Origin of the sequence: Nocardia sp. NPDC057663, assembly GCF_042799895.1 — a bacterium.
GTDB lineage: Bacteria > Actinomycetota > Actinomycetes > Mycobacteriales > Mycobacteriaceae > Nocardia.
Genome location: NZ_JBHVHX010000001.1, coordinates 529,312 through 544,097, shown reverse-complemented (window position 1 = coordinate 544,097; position 14,786 = coordinate 529,312). Strand labels below are relative to the sequence as shown.

The window sequence follows — 14,786 nt, the reverse complement described above, 5'->3', positions numbered from 1 at the left end:
GTCTCTCACATCCGGAAGACGCCGTAGGAAACGGGCTCGAGCGGCGCTTGCGCGCACACCGAGAGGGCAAGTCCGAGCGCGGTTCTGGTGTCGGTGGGCGCGATGACGCCGTCGTCCCAGATCCGCGCGGTCGCGTAGTAGGGGTTGCCCTGGGTCTCGTACTGCTCCCGGATCGGCGCCTTGAAGGCCTCCTGATCCGCCTCGGACCACGGCTTGCCCGCGCTGTCGAGCTGGTCGCCGCGCACGGTCGCCAGCACCGAGGCCGCCTGCTCGCCGCCCATCACCGAGATGCGCGCGTTCGGCCACATCCACAGGAAGCGCGGCGAATACGCGCGCCCGCACATGGAGTAGTTGCCCGCGCCGTAGGAGCCGCCGATCACCACGGTCAGCTTCGGGACCCGCGCGCACGCCACCGCGGTGACCATCTTCGCGCCGTGCTTGGCGATGCCACCCGCCTCGTAGTCGCGCCCGACCATGAAGCCGGTGATGTTCTGCAGGAACAGCAGCGGGATCTTGCGCTTGTCGCACAGTTCGATGAAATGCGCGCCCTTCATGGCGGATTCGCTGAACAGCACGCCGTTGTTGGCGACGATGCCGACCGGGTGGCCGTGGATGCGGGCGAACCCGGTGACCAGGGTCTTGCCGTATTCGGCCTTGAACTCGTGGAATCCGGCCTCGCCGTCGACGATCCGGTCGATCACCTCGCGCACGTCGTAGGGTGTGCGCGGGTCGACGGGAACCACGTCGTAGAGCTCGTCCTCGGGCTTGGCCGGCGGGGTGGTCGGCAGCACCTCCCACGGAGCCTCGGGCTTCGGGCCGAGCGTGCCGACGATCTTGCGGACGATGCGCAGCGCGTCGCGGTCGTCCTCGGCGAGGTGGTCGGTGACGCCGGAGGTCCGCGAGTGCAGCAGGCCGCCGCCGAGTTCCTCCGCCGTGACGACCTCACCGGTCGCCGCCTTCACCAGCGGCGGGCCGCCCAGGAAGATGGTGCCCTGATCGCGCACGATGACGGCCTCGTCGGCCATCGCGGGCACGTAGGCGCCACCGGCGGTGCACGAACCCATCACCGCCGCGATCTGGGCGATGCCCTTGGCGCTCATGTTCGCCTGGTTGTAGAAGATGCGGCCGAAGTGCTCGCGGTCGGGGAACACCTCGTCCTGGTGCGGCAGGAAGGCGCCGCCGGAGTCCACCAGGTACACGCACGGCAGGTTGTTCTGCGCGGCCACCTCCTGCGCGCGCAGGTGCTTCTTCACCGAGATCGGGTAGTAGGTGCCGCCCTTGACCGTCGCGTCGTTGGCCAGGACCAGGCACTCGCGGCCCGCGATGCGGCCGATGCCGGCGATCACGCCCGCGCCGGGGCACTCGTCGCCGTACATGCCGTTGCCCGCCAGCGGGGACAGTTCGAGGAACGGGCTGCCGGGGTCGAGCAGCTGGTCGACCCGCTCGCGGGGGAGCAGCTTGCCCCTGGCCGCGTGCCGCTCGCGCGACTTCTGCGGGCCGCCCAGCGCCGTCGTCGCCAGCCGCTGCCGCAGCTCGTCGACCAGGGCGCGGTGCGCGTCCCGGTTGCTCGTCGCGGCCGCGGTGCCGTTGTCGAGGTCGTGCGTAACGGTCATCACGCCATCCTGCCATCCGGTTAATCGCCAATAACTGAAATTCAGGTTAATCTTGACTAACCAAGTTGTCCAGACCCGGTGGAAGGGAGTCGAGGTTGGCCACGCTCGAGCCCGCCCCGGTGACCCGGCGCGAATTGATGAAGGCCCAGCGCCGGGAGCAGTTGCTCGACGCGGGCGCCCGGCTGATCGCCGATCGCGGATTCTTCGGCGTCCGCCTCGACGACCTCGGCGCGGCGGTCGGCATCAGCGGACCGGCCGTCTACCGGCACTTCGCGAACAAAGAGGCCCTGCTCGTCGAACTCCTCGTCGGCGTCAGTGAGCGGCTGCTCGACGGCGGCCGGGCGGTCGTCGCGTCGGCGTCGTCCCCGGCCGAGGCGCTGGAGGGGCTGGTCGATTTCCACCTCGACTTCGCCTTCGACGATCCCGAGCTCATCCGCATCCAGGACCGCGACCTCGACAACGTCCCCGCCGCCGACCGCCGCACCCTGCGCCGCACCCAGCGCCAGTACGTCGAGGTGTGGGTCCAGGTGCTGCGTGAGGTGCATCCCGGCCTCGCCGAGGACACCGCCCGCGTCCAGGCCCACGCGGCCTTCGGGCTGATCAACTCGACCCCGCACAGCGCGACCCCGGCGAGTGCGACGAGGGCCCGCCCGGTGCTGCGGCAGATGGCGCTCGCGGCATTGTCGGAGTCGCCACAGGCCCCGTCGCGGATTCAGCCTGCTCGCAAGCGCAAACAGCCGGCGACGGAACCGGTACGCGGCAGCGGAATCGTCACCGACCTGATCGACGATCAGCGGCATTGATCGGGTGATGCCCGTTGGCCACAAGCCGGCCCGGGCCTACGGTCCCGGCGCCGAGCGCGTCGGGTCAGGCGAGGGCGGGTGCGGGGACGTCGAGGGTGGTCAGCCGGCCGTCGGTCATCCGGTAGACCGCGTCCATGCGGTGCAGGTGGGTCGGGTCGTGGGTGACCAGGATCGTCGCGGCCCTGTGTTCGCGGGCGATGGTGGTGATCAGGTCGAGGACGGCCGCGCCGCGTTCGGAGTCCAGGGCGCTGGTCGGTTCGTCGACGACGAGCAGGGCCGGGTCGTTCATCAGGGCGCGGGCGATATTGACGCGCTGGCGCTGTCCGCCGGAAAGCTGGGCCGGGCGCTTGCCTGCGTGCTCGGACAGGCCCACCGCATCGAGCAATTCCCGTGCGCGGGACTTGGTCTCGCTGCGTCCGGCGCGTGGCTTGCCGCCGAGGTGGGCGGTGACCTCGAGCTGTTCGAGCGCCGTCAGCGCCGGAATGAGGTTCGGCTGCTGGAAGACGATGCCCATCGCGGTGCGGCGGACCTCGGACGCGGCGCGCCTGCTCAGCGTCGCGAGATCGGTGCTGCCCGTGTCGGTATCGAGGACGACTGCGCCCGAGTCGGGCCGGATCAGCGTCGCCGCCACGGCCAGCAGACTCGACTTGCCCGAGCCGGACGGGCCGGTGACCGCGGCGATCGTGCCGCCGGGGACATGCATGGACACCCGGTCGAGGGCGGTGAGCCTGCTCGCGCCGTCGGGGTAGGTCAGGGTGACTTCGGTGAGGGTCAGTGCCATGGGGAGTCCTTCAGCGGGTCGCGCCGAGCGCGGTCAGCGGGTCGGTGGTGAACAGGAAGCGCAGCGCGACCGCGGCGCCGACGAGGCCGAGCAGGATCAGGGCCAGCGCGGGCACCAGCGTGGTCGACAGCGACAGCACGAACGGCATGGCGTCACCGAGGAACAACGAGGCCACCGCGGTGATGCCGAGACCGATCGTGACGCCGACGGCCAGCACGATCGCGGCCTGCGCCAGTGCGTCGACGGCCAGCGAACCGGTGGTGGCGCCGAGGGCTTTCAACGTGGCGATATCGGGCTGGCGCTGCACGGTCCATACCGTGAAGAAGGCGCCGATGACCAGTGCGGAGATCGCGAACAGCAATACCGTCATCAAGGTGAGCGAGCTGTTCTCGGCCTGGTAGGAGCCGATCGCCTGGACGGCGTCCTGCGCGGGCACCGTGTGCGTTCCGGCCTCGGCGTCGAGGTTGTTGCGCGGTGCGTTGCCGGTCACCGCGAGCACGGTCGCCGCGCCGGAGCGGGGGCTGGCCGCTTGCCAATCCGCCATGCTCGTCCAGATCACGGGGGTATGGCTGTACCACTCGTCACCGGCGACGTCGGCGACGGTGAACTCGTGTCCGGCCAGCACCACGGTGTCGCCGGTGCCCGCGGCGAGTTCGCGGGCGGCGCCGGAACTCAGCACCACCGCGCCCGGTGCGGTAGCAGGGTGATTGCTGAACGCCGACGGCTCGCCGCCGAACAACGCGACCTGTTCCGGGCTCGCGCCTGCGTGTTCGGCGCGGGCCCGGGAGATGCCGACCGGGGTGACCTCGATCCCACCCATCGTGCGCCACTGCGCGATCTGCTCCTCGGTGAGCACCGAGGAGTCGAAGGACGGATCGGTGCCGGTCTCGGCGAACACCACCTGGTCGGCGCGCAGGCCCTGGACCGCGGAGATGTTCTGGTGCGCCAGCCCGGCAGTGAGGCCACTCAGGAAACTGACCAGCACCGCCACCAGCAGGACGACCGTGGTGATCAACAGGAAGCGGCCGCGGGCGGCCCGCAGGTCTCGGAGTGCGACGAACATGCCTCCACTCTCGCCGCGAACGGCCGCCGGGCCATCGCACGGGCGCACGAAACGCGCTCCACCCAAGGTCTGCCCGCGTTTACACCTTTCGATGGATGCCGGTCCGGTTGCCGCACATAAGCTGGTCGGGTGCACTCGTCCCCCCTGACCCCGGTGGTCACCACGCTGCGGCTCGGCCTGCATGTGCTGGTGACGGTGCTGGGTGTGGTGGTCGCGGTGCGGGCGCTGTTGCCCGGTGGCGGTGGGCACGGTGCGGGGGTCGTCGCCCTGACCGTGGTCTGGCTGGCCGTCTACTTCGCGGGCACCGAGCTGCCGCGGCGCTCGGGGGACCGGGTCGCCGCCGGTGTCCCCGCATCGGTCCGCGCGGCCGACGCGCGGGCGGTGCCGGGTGTTGCGCCGGCAGCAGATCGCCGGAGCGGGGCCGGGTGGGATTCGCGGGTGGTGGGGGTGTGGCTGGCCGCGCTGACCGTGCTGTGGCTGGCGCTGCTCGGGCTCACGCCGGACGCGGTGTATCTCGCCTTCGGCTTGTTCTTCCTCTACCTGCATCTGCTGCCGCGGCCGTGGAACCTGATCGCGGTGGTGCTGGCGACGGCCGTCGGCGTCATCGGATTCGCGGCGCACCGTGGCTGGTCGGTGGGTGCGGTGGTCGGGCCGGTGCTCGGCGCCCTGGTCGCCATCGGCATCGGGCTGGGCTATCAGGCGCTGTATCGCGAAGCGGTGGAACGGGAGCGGCTGATCGACGAATTGCTCGGCACCAGAGCGATTCTCGCCGAACAGGAACGCACCGCGGGCAAGCTGGCCGAGCGGGAACGGCTGGCCAAGGAGATCCACGACACCGTCGCGCAGGGGCTCAGCAGTATCCAGTTGCTGTTGCACGCGGCCGAGCAGGCGGCGCCGGATCATCCCGCGCTGGACCGGATTCGGCTCGCGCGCGAGACCGCCGCCGAGGATCTGGCCGAAACCCGCAGGCTCATCGACGAATTGTCGCCCGCCGCGCTGGACGGGCAGTCGCTCGCCGAAGCGCTGGAACGGATCTGCGATCGTGCGCGGTCGTCCTCGCTGTCGACCCAGCTGCTCGTCGAAGGTGAACCGGAGCGGTTGCCGATGCCGGTGGAGGCCGCGCTGGTCCGGATCGCGCAGAGCGCGGTCGCCAATGTGGTCCAGCACTCCGGGGCCGCGCGCATGCGGGTCACCCTCACCTACGACGACACCGACGTGCACCTCGACATCGTCGACGACGGCATCGGCATCGACCCCGCCGTGCTGCGCGGGCCCCGCGCCGGCGCGTTCGGCCTGGCGGCCATGCGCAGCCGCGTCGAGCAGCAGGGCGGCCGGATGACGATCGAATCCGAGCCCGGCCACACCGCGGTCACCGTGTCCTTCCCGCTGGGAGCGGTCGCGTGATCCGGCTGCTGCTCGCCGACGACCACGCCATCGTGCGGGCCGGTCTGCGCGCCCTGCTCGAGGCGGCCGACGACATCACCGTCGTCGGCGATGTCGCCGATGCCGATGCGGCCGTTGCCTTCTGCGCCGCCAACCCCGTCGACTTGGTCCTGATGGACCTGCGCTTCGGCGACGGCCGCTCCGGCGCCGCCGCCACCGCCGACCTGCGCGCCCTGCCCAGCCCGCCGAACGTCCTGGTGGTCACCAACTACGACACCGACGCCGACATCCTCGGCGCCATCGAAGCCGGCGCCGTCGGCTACCTCCTCAAGGACACCCCGCCCACCGAGCTCCTCGCCGCCGTCCGCGCCGCCGCCGCGGGCGAAAGCGTCCTCTCACCGACCGTCGCCTCCCGCCTGATGACCCGCGTCCGGCGCGCCGACACCACGCTGAGCCCCCGCGAAGTCGAAGTCTTGCGGTTGGTAGCAGCAGGTCTGTCCAACCGCGACATCGCCAAACAACTCTTCCTCAGCGAGACCACCGTCAAATCCCACCTGGTCCACATCTACGCCAAACTCGGCGTCAAATCCCGCACCTCAGCGGTGGCGACCGCACGCGAACAGGGCGCGATCTGACACGCGACACCGCTGTCGCAGCGTGGGTTCACCCGGCCGCCCGCCTACCCTGATCGCATGGCCTCACTCGCTGATCCCCAGGTGCGCGAATTCCTTTCCCATGGAACACGAACGGGCAAGGTGGCTTTTACCGGCGCCGACGGTCGTCCGCTGGTCACCCCGGTCTGGTTCATCGTCGAAGGGGACGAGCTGGTCTTCAATACCGGCAAGAACACCGCCAAGGGGCGGGCGTTCGCGCGGGATCCACGGGTCGCCCTGTGCGTCGATCTCGAGGAGCCGCCGTACGCGCTGGTGGAGGTGCAGGGCACGGTGACGCTGTCCGAGGATCTCGACGAGCTCGTCCGGACGGCGACCGAGATCGCCGCTCGCTATATGGGTCCGGACAAGGCCGAGGAATTCGGCAAGCGCAACGGCGTCGCGGGGGAGCTTGTCGTGCGGGTCCGGCCGGCCAAGATCATCGCCCACTTCCAGGTGACGGCGTAGGCACGTCGGGTACCGCGGCGCCGTCGCTGTTCGGATCCACGGCGCCGGGTCCGGGCTCGGTGGGGTCGAACGGCGGTGGGTTGTTGCGATCGAACAGGGGCGACGAGCAGGTCGCGCCGGGTTCCGGGGTGGTGTAGGGGTTTTCGCGCAGCGCGACGATGAACTGGTCGATCCGTGGATCGTCGGCGCTGTCGAGTTTCAGTTGGTGGCCCCACGATTGCAGGGAGATCGGGTGGGCCATGCCGGGGATCGGTGACATCAGGGTGTACGGCTTGTCCGTCACTCGCGCGGCGAGCGCGGCCTGGTCCGCGGCGCTCACCCGGTCGGGGTTGTACGCGATCCACACCGCGCCGTGTTCCATGGAATGCACCACGTTCTCGGTGCGGACGCCCGTGGCGTACACGACGCCGTCGCAGGCCGCCCACCTGCTGTCGTGCGGTCCGCCCAGCGGCGGGATCGTGGGGTAGGCGACCCGCTGGGTGCTGGTCACATGCAGGCCGGGCGGAAACTCGGTGATCACGACGCCGGGGATCTCGCGGGCCGGATCCTGGTTGTCCGCGGTCGGCACGAAGGAGTCCATCGAGGCGGTGGCGGTGCCGTCCACCTTGTCGTCGGTCGTGCAGCCGGCGGCGAAGGCCGCGGCGACCGCGATGCCCGCCGCGGCGGCGCGTGCGCGCCTCGTGCCGATCGTCGTGTTCGAATTCCGCACCGGGGTCCCCTGTCGTCGTGCCGGCCTCCGCCGACGGGTCAGAACTTACTTGCCCGCGATACCTGTCCTACCCGTCTGGTACTCATCCGGTATGGCTATGGCTGATCAAGGGGGTAGTCCGCACGACGCGCTGTGCCGTCGATCTGGTCGAGTTGCGGAAGCGGCCGTTGACACCGGCGGTGTTGGTGATGTTGTACGCGTTGCAGGTGGCAAGTCGCGCTGACGTCGTAGAGCGACTGTTTTCGCTGGTCGATGACGTCTCGGTCATGTTCGGTGGCCCGAACGGTCTCGACGATCTGCAGGCGGTCGTGACGTACATTGGTCGTGTCAGTGACGTTGAACCGGAGAAGTTCGAACCGCTGCTGGACTTGCTGGAACCGCAGGTGAGGGAGGCCATCGTGACCACTGCTGAAATATTGGAAGCCCGTGGCGAGGCCCGCGGCAAATCTGAGGGTGAGGTTCGCGGAAAGGGCGGCATGCTGCTTCAGCAGCTGGGCCTCAAGTTCGGTGCTGTGTCCGAGGCCGTGACCGTGCGAGTGCGGGCGGCGACGCTGGAGGAGCTGGATCGGTGGGCTCTCCAGTTCGTGACGGCGACGACGATCGAGGAAGCGCTCAGCTGACTGCCGAAGGCCGGCGGCTCGGTCCGCCCGAGCGCACAGCGCGGGCTCGGGCGAGCATGCGGCCGTAGACTCGCGCCCCATGGCTGTTCATTTCATCGGGGCCGGCCCCGGCGCGGCCGACCTGCTCACGGTGCGTGCGGTGAACCTGCTGCGCCGGAGCCCGGTCTGCCTCTACGCGGGCACCTACCTCGACCCCGAGGTCCTCGCCCACTGCGCGCCGGACACCGAACTGATCGACACCCAGCGCCTCGACCTGGACCAGATCACCGATCACCTGGTCCGCGCTCACGAGGCGGGCCGTGACGTGGCGCGCCTGTGCTCGGGCGACCCGTCCCTCTATTCGGCGCTCACCGAGCAGACCCGCCGCCTCGACGCCCACGGCGTCCCCTGGGACATCACCCCCGGCGTCCCCGCCTACGCGGCAGCGGCCGCCGCCCTCGGCACCGAGCTGACCGTCCCCGAGGTCGTCCAGTCGGTCGTCCTCACCCGCACCCAGGCCCGCTCCACCGCGATGCCCGCGGGCGAGGCCCTCGCCAACTTCGCCGCCACCGGCGCCACCCTCGCCCTGCACCTCGCGATCACCCGCATCCGGGTCCTCGCCGAGGAACTCGTCGACGAGTACGGCGCGGACTGCCCGGTCGCCGTGGTCTACCGCGCGAGCCAGCCGGAACAGCTGATCCTGCGCGGCACCCTCACCGACATCGCCGACCAGGTCGAGGCCGCCGGCCTACGCCAAGCCGCCGTCATCCTGGTCGGCCGCGCCCTGACCGTCGCGATCGACTGCGCACAGTCGCACCTCTACGACCCGGCCAGGGTGCGAGGCCTCAGCCAGTAGCGCCTGGTAGCCGGTGGCCGGCTGGTCTCTCAGGTCGGCGGAGGCGGTGGATCCGACGCCGCAACAGACCAATTGGTGTGATCCACGCCTCATTCGCTGCGGTGGCGGGGCGGGCCCGCGACGATGTGAGCGCACAGACAAGCATCAGCTAACGGGTCACTGCCGGTCTACCTGGTTCGATGCCGGGTCGCTATGGAGGTGGTTGGTTGCCGGGCGAGCGCACCGGTAGATTGGTGCGATGGTTTGCGAGGAGCACACCGGCGCTGCCGGTCAGACGATCATGAGCGCGGTCTCGGCCGTGTAACACGATCGGCCGGGCCGACAGATAGTGCCAATGGACATTTTTGCCTGATTGATTTCGAGAATTGAACCCGAGACGCAGGCGCCAAGCTAGTTCTGGCTGAGGCGCCTGCGTTCCGGTGTCGTCGGGGGAGCGCCTGCTCGGGTGTTCCGGAAACGAGGTTTGGGTTGGACCGGCTGGATTTCGGCGGAAACGGCGAAACTGGTGACGGACGTGGAGACTCTGCGGAGTACTTCCCGCTCTCGCCCGCACAGCTGGGTATCTGGTACGCGCAGCACGTCGACCCGCTGGTGCCGATCAACATCGCGCAGTTCGTCGACCTGCGTGGTCGCCTCGATGTCGCGACCCTCGAGCGCGCCAGCTCCGCGGCCGCCGCGGAGCAGCAGTCGGGCTTCCTGCGCATCGTCGAGATCGACGGCGAACCGATGCAGACCGTCGACCTCACCCAGGACGACACGCTGATCTATGTCGACCTGCGCGGCGAGTCCGACCCCGAGGCCGCCGCCGCGGAGTGGATGCGCGGCGAGTACAGCCGCCCGCTCGACATCGTCAAGGACCGCCTCGTGCAGGCCGCCGCCCTGCAGCTCGAGGACGAGCGCTGGTACTGGTATGCCCGCGTCCACCACATCGTGCTCGACGGTTTCGGCGCCAACAACTTCGTCACCCGCACGGCACAGCTCTACACCGCGGCCGTCACCGGCACCGAGGCGCCGGCCGACAAGGCCACCGACCTGCGCACGCTCTACGACTCCGAGATCGCCTACCGCGACAGCACCCGCTTCGAATCCGACAGGTCGCACTGGGCCCAGCGGGTGGCCGGGCTGGAAGAGGGCAGTAGCCTCACGGGCCGATCGGCGCCGCCGTCACCGGTCAACGATGTCACCAGCGCGGCACTGAGCCCGGCGCAGGACGCCCTGTTCAGCGACGCCATCACCCGCCACGACACCACCTCGGCCCCGCTGCTGATCGCCGGTTTCGCGGCGTACCTGGCGCAGATCACCGGCACCGCCGACGTCATCCTCAGCCTTCCGGTGACCGGCCGCACCACCGCCGTGATGCGCCGCTCCGGCGGTGTGACCTCCAACATCGTCCCGCTGCGCCTGCGCGTCGGCCACGACACCACCGTCGCCGACCTGCTGCGCGCGGTCACCACCGAGGTCTCCGGCGCACTGCGCCACCAGCGCTACCGCCACGAGGACATCCGCCGCGACTCGGCGGGCGACGGCATGGTCGCCACGGAGTTCTTCGGCCCGTGGGTCAACATCATGCTGTTCGACAACGAGCTGCGCTTCGGTGACATGGACGGCACGCTCAACGTGCTCTCCACCGGTTCCATCGAAGACCTCGGCGTCAACTTCTATCAGTCGCACGGCGGCACCCGCTCGCACATCGACTTCGAGACCAACCCGAACCTGTACTCGGCGGCCGACGCGGCCACCCACCACGCGCGGTTCCTCGAGTTCTTCGACCGCTTCCTGGCCGCCGACGCCGCGGCCCCGGTGTGGAGCCTGCCGGTCACCGGTACCGCCGAGCTGGAGCGCTCACTGACCGAGTGGAACGACTCGGCGCACGAGGTCCCCGCGACCACCCTGCCCGCGCTGCTCGACGCGCAGATCCCGCTGACCCCGGACAAGATCGCCCTCGACTTCGAGGGCCAGACCCTCACCTACGCCGAGTTCGGCGCCAGGGTCAACCGGCTGGCCCGGTTCCTGATCGCCGACGGCGTGGGTCCGGAGTCGCTGGTGGCGCTGGGCATGCGCCGCTCGCTGGACCTGGTCGTCGGCATGCACGCCGTGCTCAGGGCCGGTGGCGCGTATGTGCCGATCGACCCGGATCACCCGGCCGACCGCACCGCCTACATCCTCGAGTCCGCGGCACCGGTCTGCGTGCTCACCACCACCGGCGACGACCTCGACCTCCCGAGCACGGTGGCCAGGGTGGCGATCGACACCCTCGACACCGCCGCGTTCGCCGACACCCCGATCACCGACGCCGAGCGCCTGGCGCCGCTGCGCCCGGACAACACGGCCTACGTCATCTACACCTCGGGTTCGACCGGCCGCCCCAAGGGCGTCGCGGTCACCCACCACGCGATCGTCAACCAAGAGCTGTGGATGCTCGACGAGTACCGGTTGACCGCCGACGACGTCTACCTGCAGAAGACCGCCACCACCTTCGACGTGTCGCTGTGGGGCTACTTCCTGCCGCTGATGGTCGGCGCCGAGCTGGTCATCGCCTCGCCGGACGGTCATCGCGACCCGCTCTACGTCGCGGACATGATCGAACGCCACGGCGTCACCGTGACGGACTTCGTGCCGTCGATGCTCACCGTCTTCGTCTCGCACGCCACGCAGGCCCAATGCGCCACGCTGCGTGCGGTTTTCGTGATCGGTGAGGCGCTGCCGCCGGAGACCGCCGCCGGTCTGCGCGCGATCTCCACCGCGGGCCTGCACAACCTGTACGGCCCCACCGAGGCCGCGGTCTCGGTCACCTACTGGGAGGCCACCGAGGCCGACACCGTCACGGTGCCGATCGGTATCCCCGAGTGGAATGTCGAAGTGTACGTGCTGGATTCGCGGCTGCGCCCGGCCGCGATCGGCGCACCGGGTGAGCTGTACCTGGCGGGCCGTCAGCTGGCCCGCTGCTACCGCGGCCGCCCCGACCTGACCTCGGACCGCTTCGTCGCCAACCCGGTCGGCGCCCCCGGCGAGCGCATGTACCGCACCGGTGACCTGGTGCGCTGGAACGCCGACGGCGTCCTGGAATACATCGGCCGTACCGACTTCCAGGTGAAGTTCCGCGGTCAGCGTATCGAGCTCGGCGAGATCGAGACCGACCTGCTCGCGCACCCGACCGTCAGCCAGGCCGCGGTGCTCGTGGTCGACACCGCGACCGGTCAGCAGCTGGTGGCCTACATCGTGTCCGCGCCCGGCCAGTCCGCCGACCCGGCGACGCTGACCAGGTTCGTGTCCGAGAAGCTGCCCACCTACATGGTGCCCGCGTCGATCATGGTGCTCGACGCCTTCCCGCTCAACACCTCGGGCAAGCTGGACCGCAAGGCCCTGCCCGAGCCCGTGTTCAGTGCTGCCGCAGGTGATTTCCGCGCGCCGCGCACCCCGGCCGAGCAGATCGTGGCGGGCATCTTCGGCGATGTGCTCAGCCAGGAGCGGGTCGGCGCCGACGACAACTTCTTCGAACTCGGCGGCAACTCGCTGGTCGCCACCCAGGTCGTCGCCCGGATCGGCGCCGCGTTCGGCATCCAGCTCGGTGTGCGCGCGCTGTTCGAGACCCCGACCGTGGCCGGGCTGGCCGCGCGCGCCGAATCCGTCTCGCCCGCAGATGTTTCAGCCGCGCGTCCGCCGCTGGTCGCCCAGCAGCATCCGGACCAGGTACCGCTGTCGCTCGCGCAGCAGCGGATGTGGTTCATCAACCAGTTCGACCCCGCCGCGCCGACCTACAACCTGCCCTTCGTCGTGCAGATGAAGGGCCGCGTCGACGTCGACGCGCTGATCGCCGCGCTCGATGACGTTGTCGTGCGCCAGGAATCGCTGCGCACGATCTTCCCCGACGCCGACGGCGGCTTCCAGCAGGTGCTCGGCGCCGACGAGTTCGACCTGGGCATCACGGTGACCCCGATCGACCAGTCGCTGCTGCACGACGAGCTGATCAACTTCGCCTCCACCGGTTTCGACGTCACCCTGGAACTGCCGATCCGCGTGCGGATCTTCCAGGTGACCGGCGGAACCACCAATGGCACACCGGAATTCGCGGTCGCCTTCGTCGTCCACCACATCGCGGCCGACGGCTTCTCCTTCGGCCCGCTGGCCCGCGACGTCGCCACCGCCTACCTGGCCCGCTCGGCGGGCGAGGCCCCCGGCTGGGCGCCGCTGCCGGTGCAGTACCGCGACTACACCCTGTGGCAGCGCGAACTGCTCGGCGCCGAGAGCGATCCGGCGTCGATGGCCGCGCGCCAGCTCGACTACTGGCAGCGGGCGCTGGACGGCCTGCCCGACCAGCTCGATCTGCCGAGCGACCGCCCGCGTCCGCAGCAGCAGAGCTTCCGCGGCGCGCGCGTCGGCTTCGACATCGACGCCGACACCCACGAGCAGCTCGCTGCCCTGGCCCGCGCCAACGGCGTCACCCTGTTCATGGTCGTGCACGCCTCGCTGGCGGTGCTGCTGGCGCGCCTGTCGGGTACCACCGACATCGCGGTCGGCACCCCCATCGCCGGCCGTGGCGAGCAGGCGCTCGACGACCTGATCGGCATGTTCGTCAACACCCTGGTGTTGCGTTCCGACGTCGACCCGACCCAGCCGTTCAGCGAATTCCTCACGCGCACCCGCGAAACCGACCTGAGCGCGTTCGCCAATGCCGACGTGCCGTTCGAGCGGCTCGTCGACGTGCTCAACCCGTCGCGTTCGCAGGCCCGCCACCCGCTGTTCCAGGTGGTGCTCTCGTTCCAGGAGATGTCGCACGGCACCCTGGAACTGCCCGGCCTGTCGATCGACGCCGACGAGGTCGAGGTCGACATGGCCAAGTTCGACCTGCAGTGGACCCTCACCGAGGAGCACACCGGTTCGGGCTCGCTGTCGGGCATGACCGGCGTGCTCACCTACGCCGTCGACCTGTTCGACCGGTCGACCGTCGAGGAACTGCTGCTGCGCTGGCGGCGCGTGCTCGACGCGATCCTGGCCGACCCGGCCGTCACCGTCGGCGCGATCGACGTGCTCGACGACGCCGAGCGCACCGACCTGGTCACCCGCTACGGCGCCCCCGCCGCGGTCGCGCGCACCCTGCCGCAGCTGATGGCGCAGGCCGCCCGCGACGCCGAGGCGACCGCGGTCGTGTTCGAGGGGACAGCTGTGTCCTACGGCGAGCTCGATCGCCGCTCGAACCAGGTGGCGCGCTTGCTGATCCAGCAGGGCCTCGGCGCCGAGGACTTCGTCGCCGTCGCGGTGCCGCGTTCGCTGGAGTCGGTGCTCGCGGTGTGGTCGGTCGCCAAGACCGGTGCCGCGTTCGTGCCCGTCGACCCGAACTACCCGGCCGACCGTATCGCGCACATGATCACCGATGCCGGTGTGTCCGTGGGCATCACGGTCACCTCCGAGGCGGGCGAGCTGCCCGGATCGGTGCGCTGGATCGAGATCGACGATATCGACCTCGACGACTTCTCCGACGCGCCCCTGGCGCCGCGCGAGCTGGTCCGCCCGACCGATCCCGCGCAGCCCGCGTACCTGATCTACACCTCCGGCTCCACCGGTGTGCCCAAGGGCGTCGTGGTCACCCATGCCAGCGTCGCCAACTTCTGCGCCGAGCAGATCGACCTGTACTCGCTCGACTCCGACACCCGCGCACTGCATTTCGCCTCGCCCTCGTTCGACGCGTCGGTGCTGGAACTGCTGCTGGCGCTGGGCCGTGGCGGCACGCTCGTCGTCGTCCCGCCGGGTGTCTACGGCGGTGAGGAACTGCGCGACATCCTCATCACCGAGGAAGTCACCCACGCGTTCGTGACCCCGGCCGCGCTGGCCACCTTCGACGCGCGCGGCCTCGACCACCTGCG

General features: G+C 70.1%; 10 protein-coding genes and 1 pseudogene (1 of these 11 running past the window's edge). 7 read left to right on the top strand and 4 right to left on the bottom strand.

All coding sequences use genetic code 11. The features are described 5' to 3' along the window. Nucleotides 1-5 precede the first annotated feature (5 nt). Entirely contained in the window at nucleotides 6-1,613 is a 1,608-nt protein-coding gene (locus ACFVAV_RS02460; protein WP_379028705.1) for a carboxyl transferase domain-containing protein, read from the bottom strand. Nucleotides 1,614-1,750: 137 nt separating this feature from the next. Between ACFVAV_RS02460 and ACFVAV_RS02455 the strand changes: the two are divergent. After that, nucleotides 1,751-2,299, top strand: a pseudogene (locus tag ACFVAV_RS02455) (TetR/AcrR family transcriptional regulator); the annotation flags it as partial. 181 nt (nucleotides 2,300-2,480) lie between these two features. Here the strand turns inward: ACFVAV_RS02455 and ACFVAV_RS02450 are convergent. Both ACFVAV_RS02450 and ACFVAV_RS02445 read right to left on the bottom strand, forming a co-directional pair. Beyond that, nucleotides 2,481-3,197 (bottom strand): ABC transporter ATP-binding protein, encoded by a 717-nt coding sequence (locus tag ACFVAV_RS02450; protein WP_379028703.1) that lies wholly within the window; start codon nucleotides 3,195-3,197, stop codon nucleotides 2,481-2,483. A 10-nt stretch (nucleotides 3,198-3,207) separates the two neighbouring features. Further along, complete coding sequence (locus ACFVAV_RS02445; RefSeq protein ID WP_379028701.1) at nucleotides 3,208-4,260, bottom strand: ABC transporter permease; 1,053 nt, start codon at nucleotides 4,258-4,260, stop codon at nucleotides 3,208-3,210. A 129-nt stretch (nucleotides 4,261-4,389) separates the two neighbouring features. On the opposite strand from ACFVAV_RS02445, the gene ACFVAV_RS02440 reads away from it, so the two are divergent. Genes ACFVAV_RS02440 through ACFVAV_RS02430 form a run of 3 tightly spaced genes read left to right on the top strand, consistent with a single transcriptional unit; the run spans nucleotide 4,390 to nucleotide 6,761 of the window. Continuing rightward, complete coding sequence (locus ACFVAV_RS02440) at nucleotides 4,390-5,664, top strand: sensor histidine kinase (protein WP_379028699.1); 1,275 nt, start codon at nucleotides 4,390-4,392, stop codon at nucleotides 5,662-5,664. After that, nucleotides 5,661-6,278, top strand: coding sequence for a LuxR C-terminal-related transcriptional regulator (locus ACFVAV_RS02435; protein ID WP_379028697.1), 618 nt, complete (start codon nucleotides 5,661-5,663; stop codon nucleotides 6,276-6,278). The genes ACFVAV_RS02440 and ACFVAV_RS02435 overlap by 4 nt, the downstream gene beginning before the upstream one ends. A gap of 57 nt (nucleotides 6,279-6,335) precedes the next feature. Further along, complete coding sequence (locus ACFVAV_RS02430) at nucleotides 6,336-6,761, top strand: PPOX class F420-dependent oxidoreductase (protein WP_379028695.1); 426 nt, start codon at nucleotides 6,336-6,338, stop codon at nucleotides 6,759-6,761. On the opposite strand, the gene ACFVAV_RS02425 is transcribed toward ACFVAV_RS02430, so the two are convergent. Further along, a complete protein-coding gene (locus ACFVAV_RS02425; RefSeq protein ID WP_379028693.1) occupies nucleotides 6,733-7,470 on the bottom strand; it encodes a DUF3105 domain-containing protein in 738 nt (245 codons plus the stop codon). The genes ACFVAV_RS02430 and ACFVAV_RS02425 overlap by 29 nt on opposite strands. Nucleotides 7,471-7,487: 17 nt before the next feature. Between ACFVAV_RS02425 and ACFVAV_RS02420 the strand changes: the two genes are divergently transcribed. From ACFVAV_RS02420 to ACFVAV_RS02410, 3 genes are all read left to right on the top strand, one after another. Continuing rightward, nucleotides 7,488-8,090, top strand: coding sequence for a hypothetical protein (locus tag ACFVAV_RS02420; RefSeq protein ID WP_379028691.1), 603 nt, complete (start codon nucleotides 7,488-7,490; stop codon nucleotides 8,088-8,090). Nucleotides 8,091-8,169: 79 nt separating this feature from the next. Continuing rightward, nucleotides 8,170-8,925 (top strand): precorrin-4 C(11)-methyltransferase, encoded by a 756-nt coding sequence (cobM, locus tag ACFVAV_RS02415; RefSeq protein WP_379028689.1) that lies wholly within the window; start codon nucleotides 8,170-8,172, stop codon nucleotides 8,923-8,925. A gap of 468 nt (nucleotides 8,926-9,393) precedes the next feature. Beyond that, nucleotides 9,394-14,786, top strand: partial view of a non-ribosomal peptide synthase/polyketide synthase gene (locus tag ACFVAV_RS02410; protein WP_379028687.1) — the start only. It continues 38,365 nt past the right edge of the window; 5,393 of the gene's 43,758 nt are visible here — the first part of the coding sequence; its start codon is at nucleotides 9,394-9,396; its stop codon lies beyond the right edge, outside the window.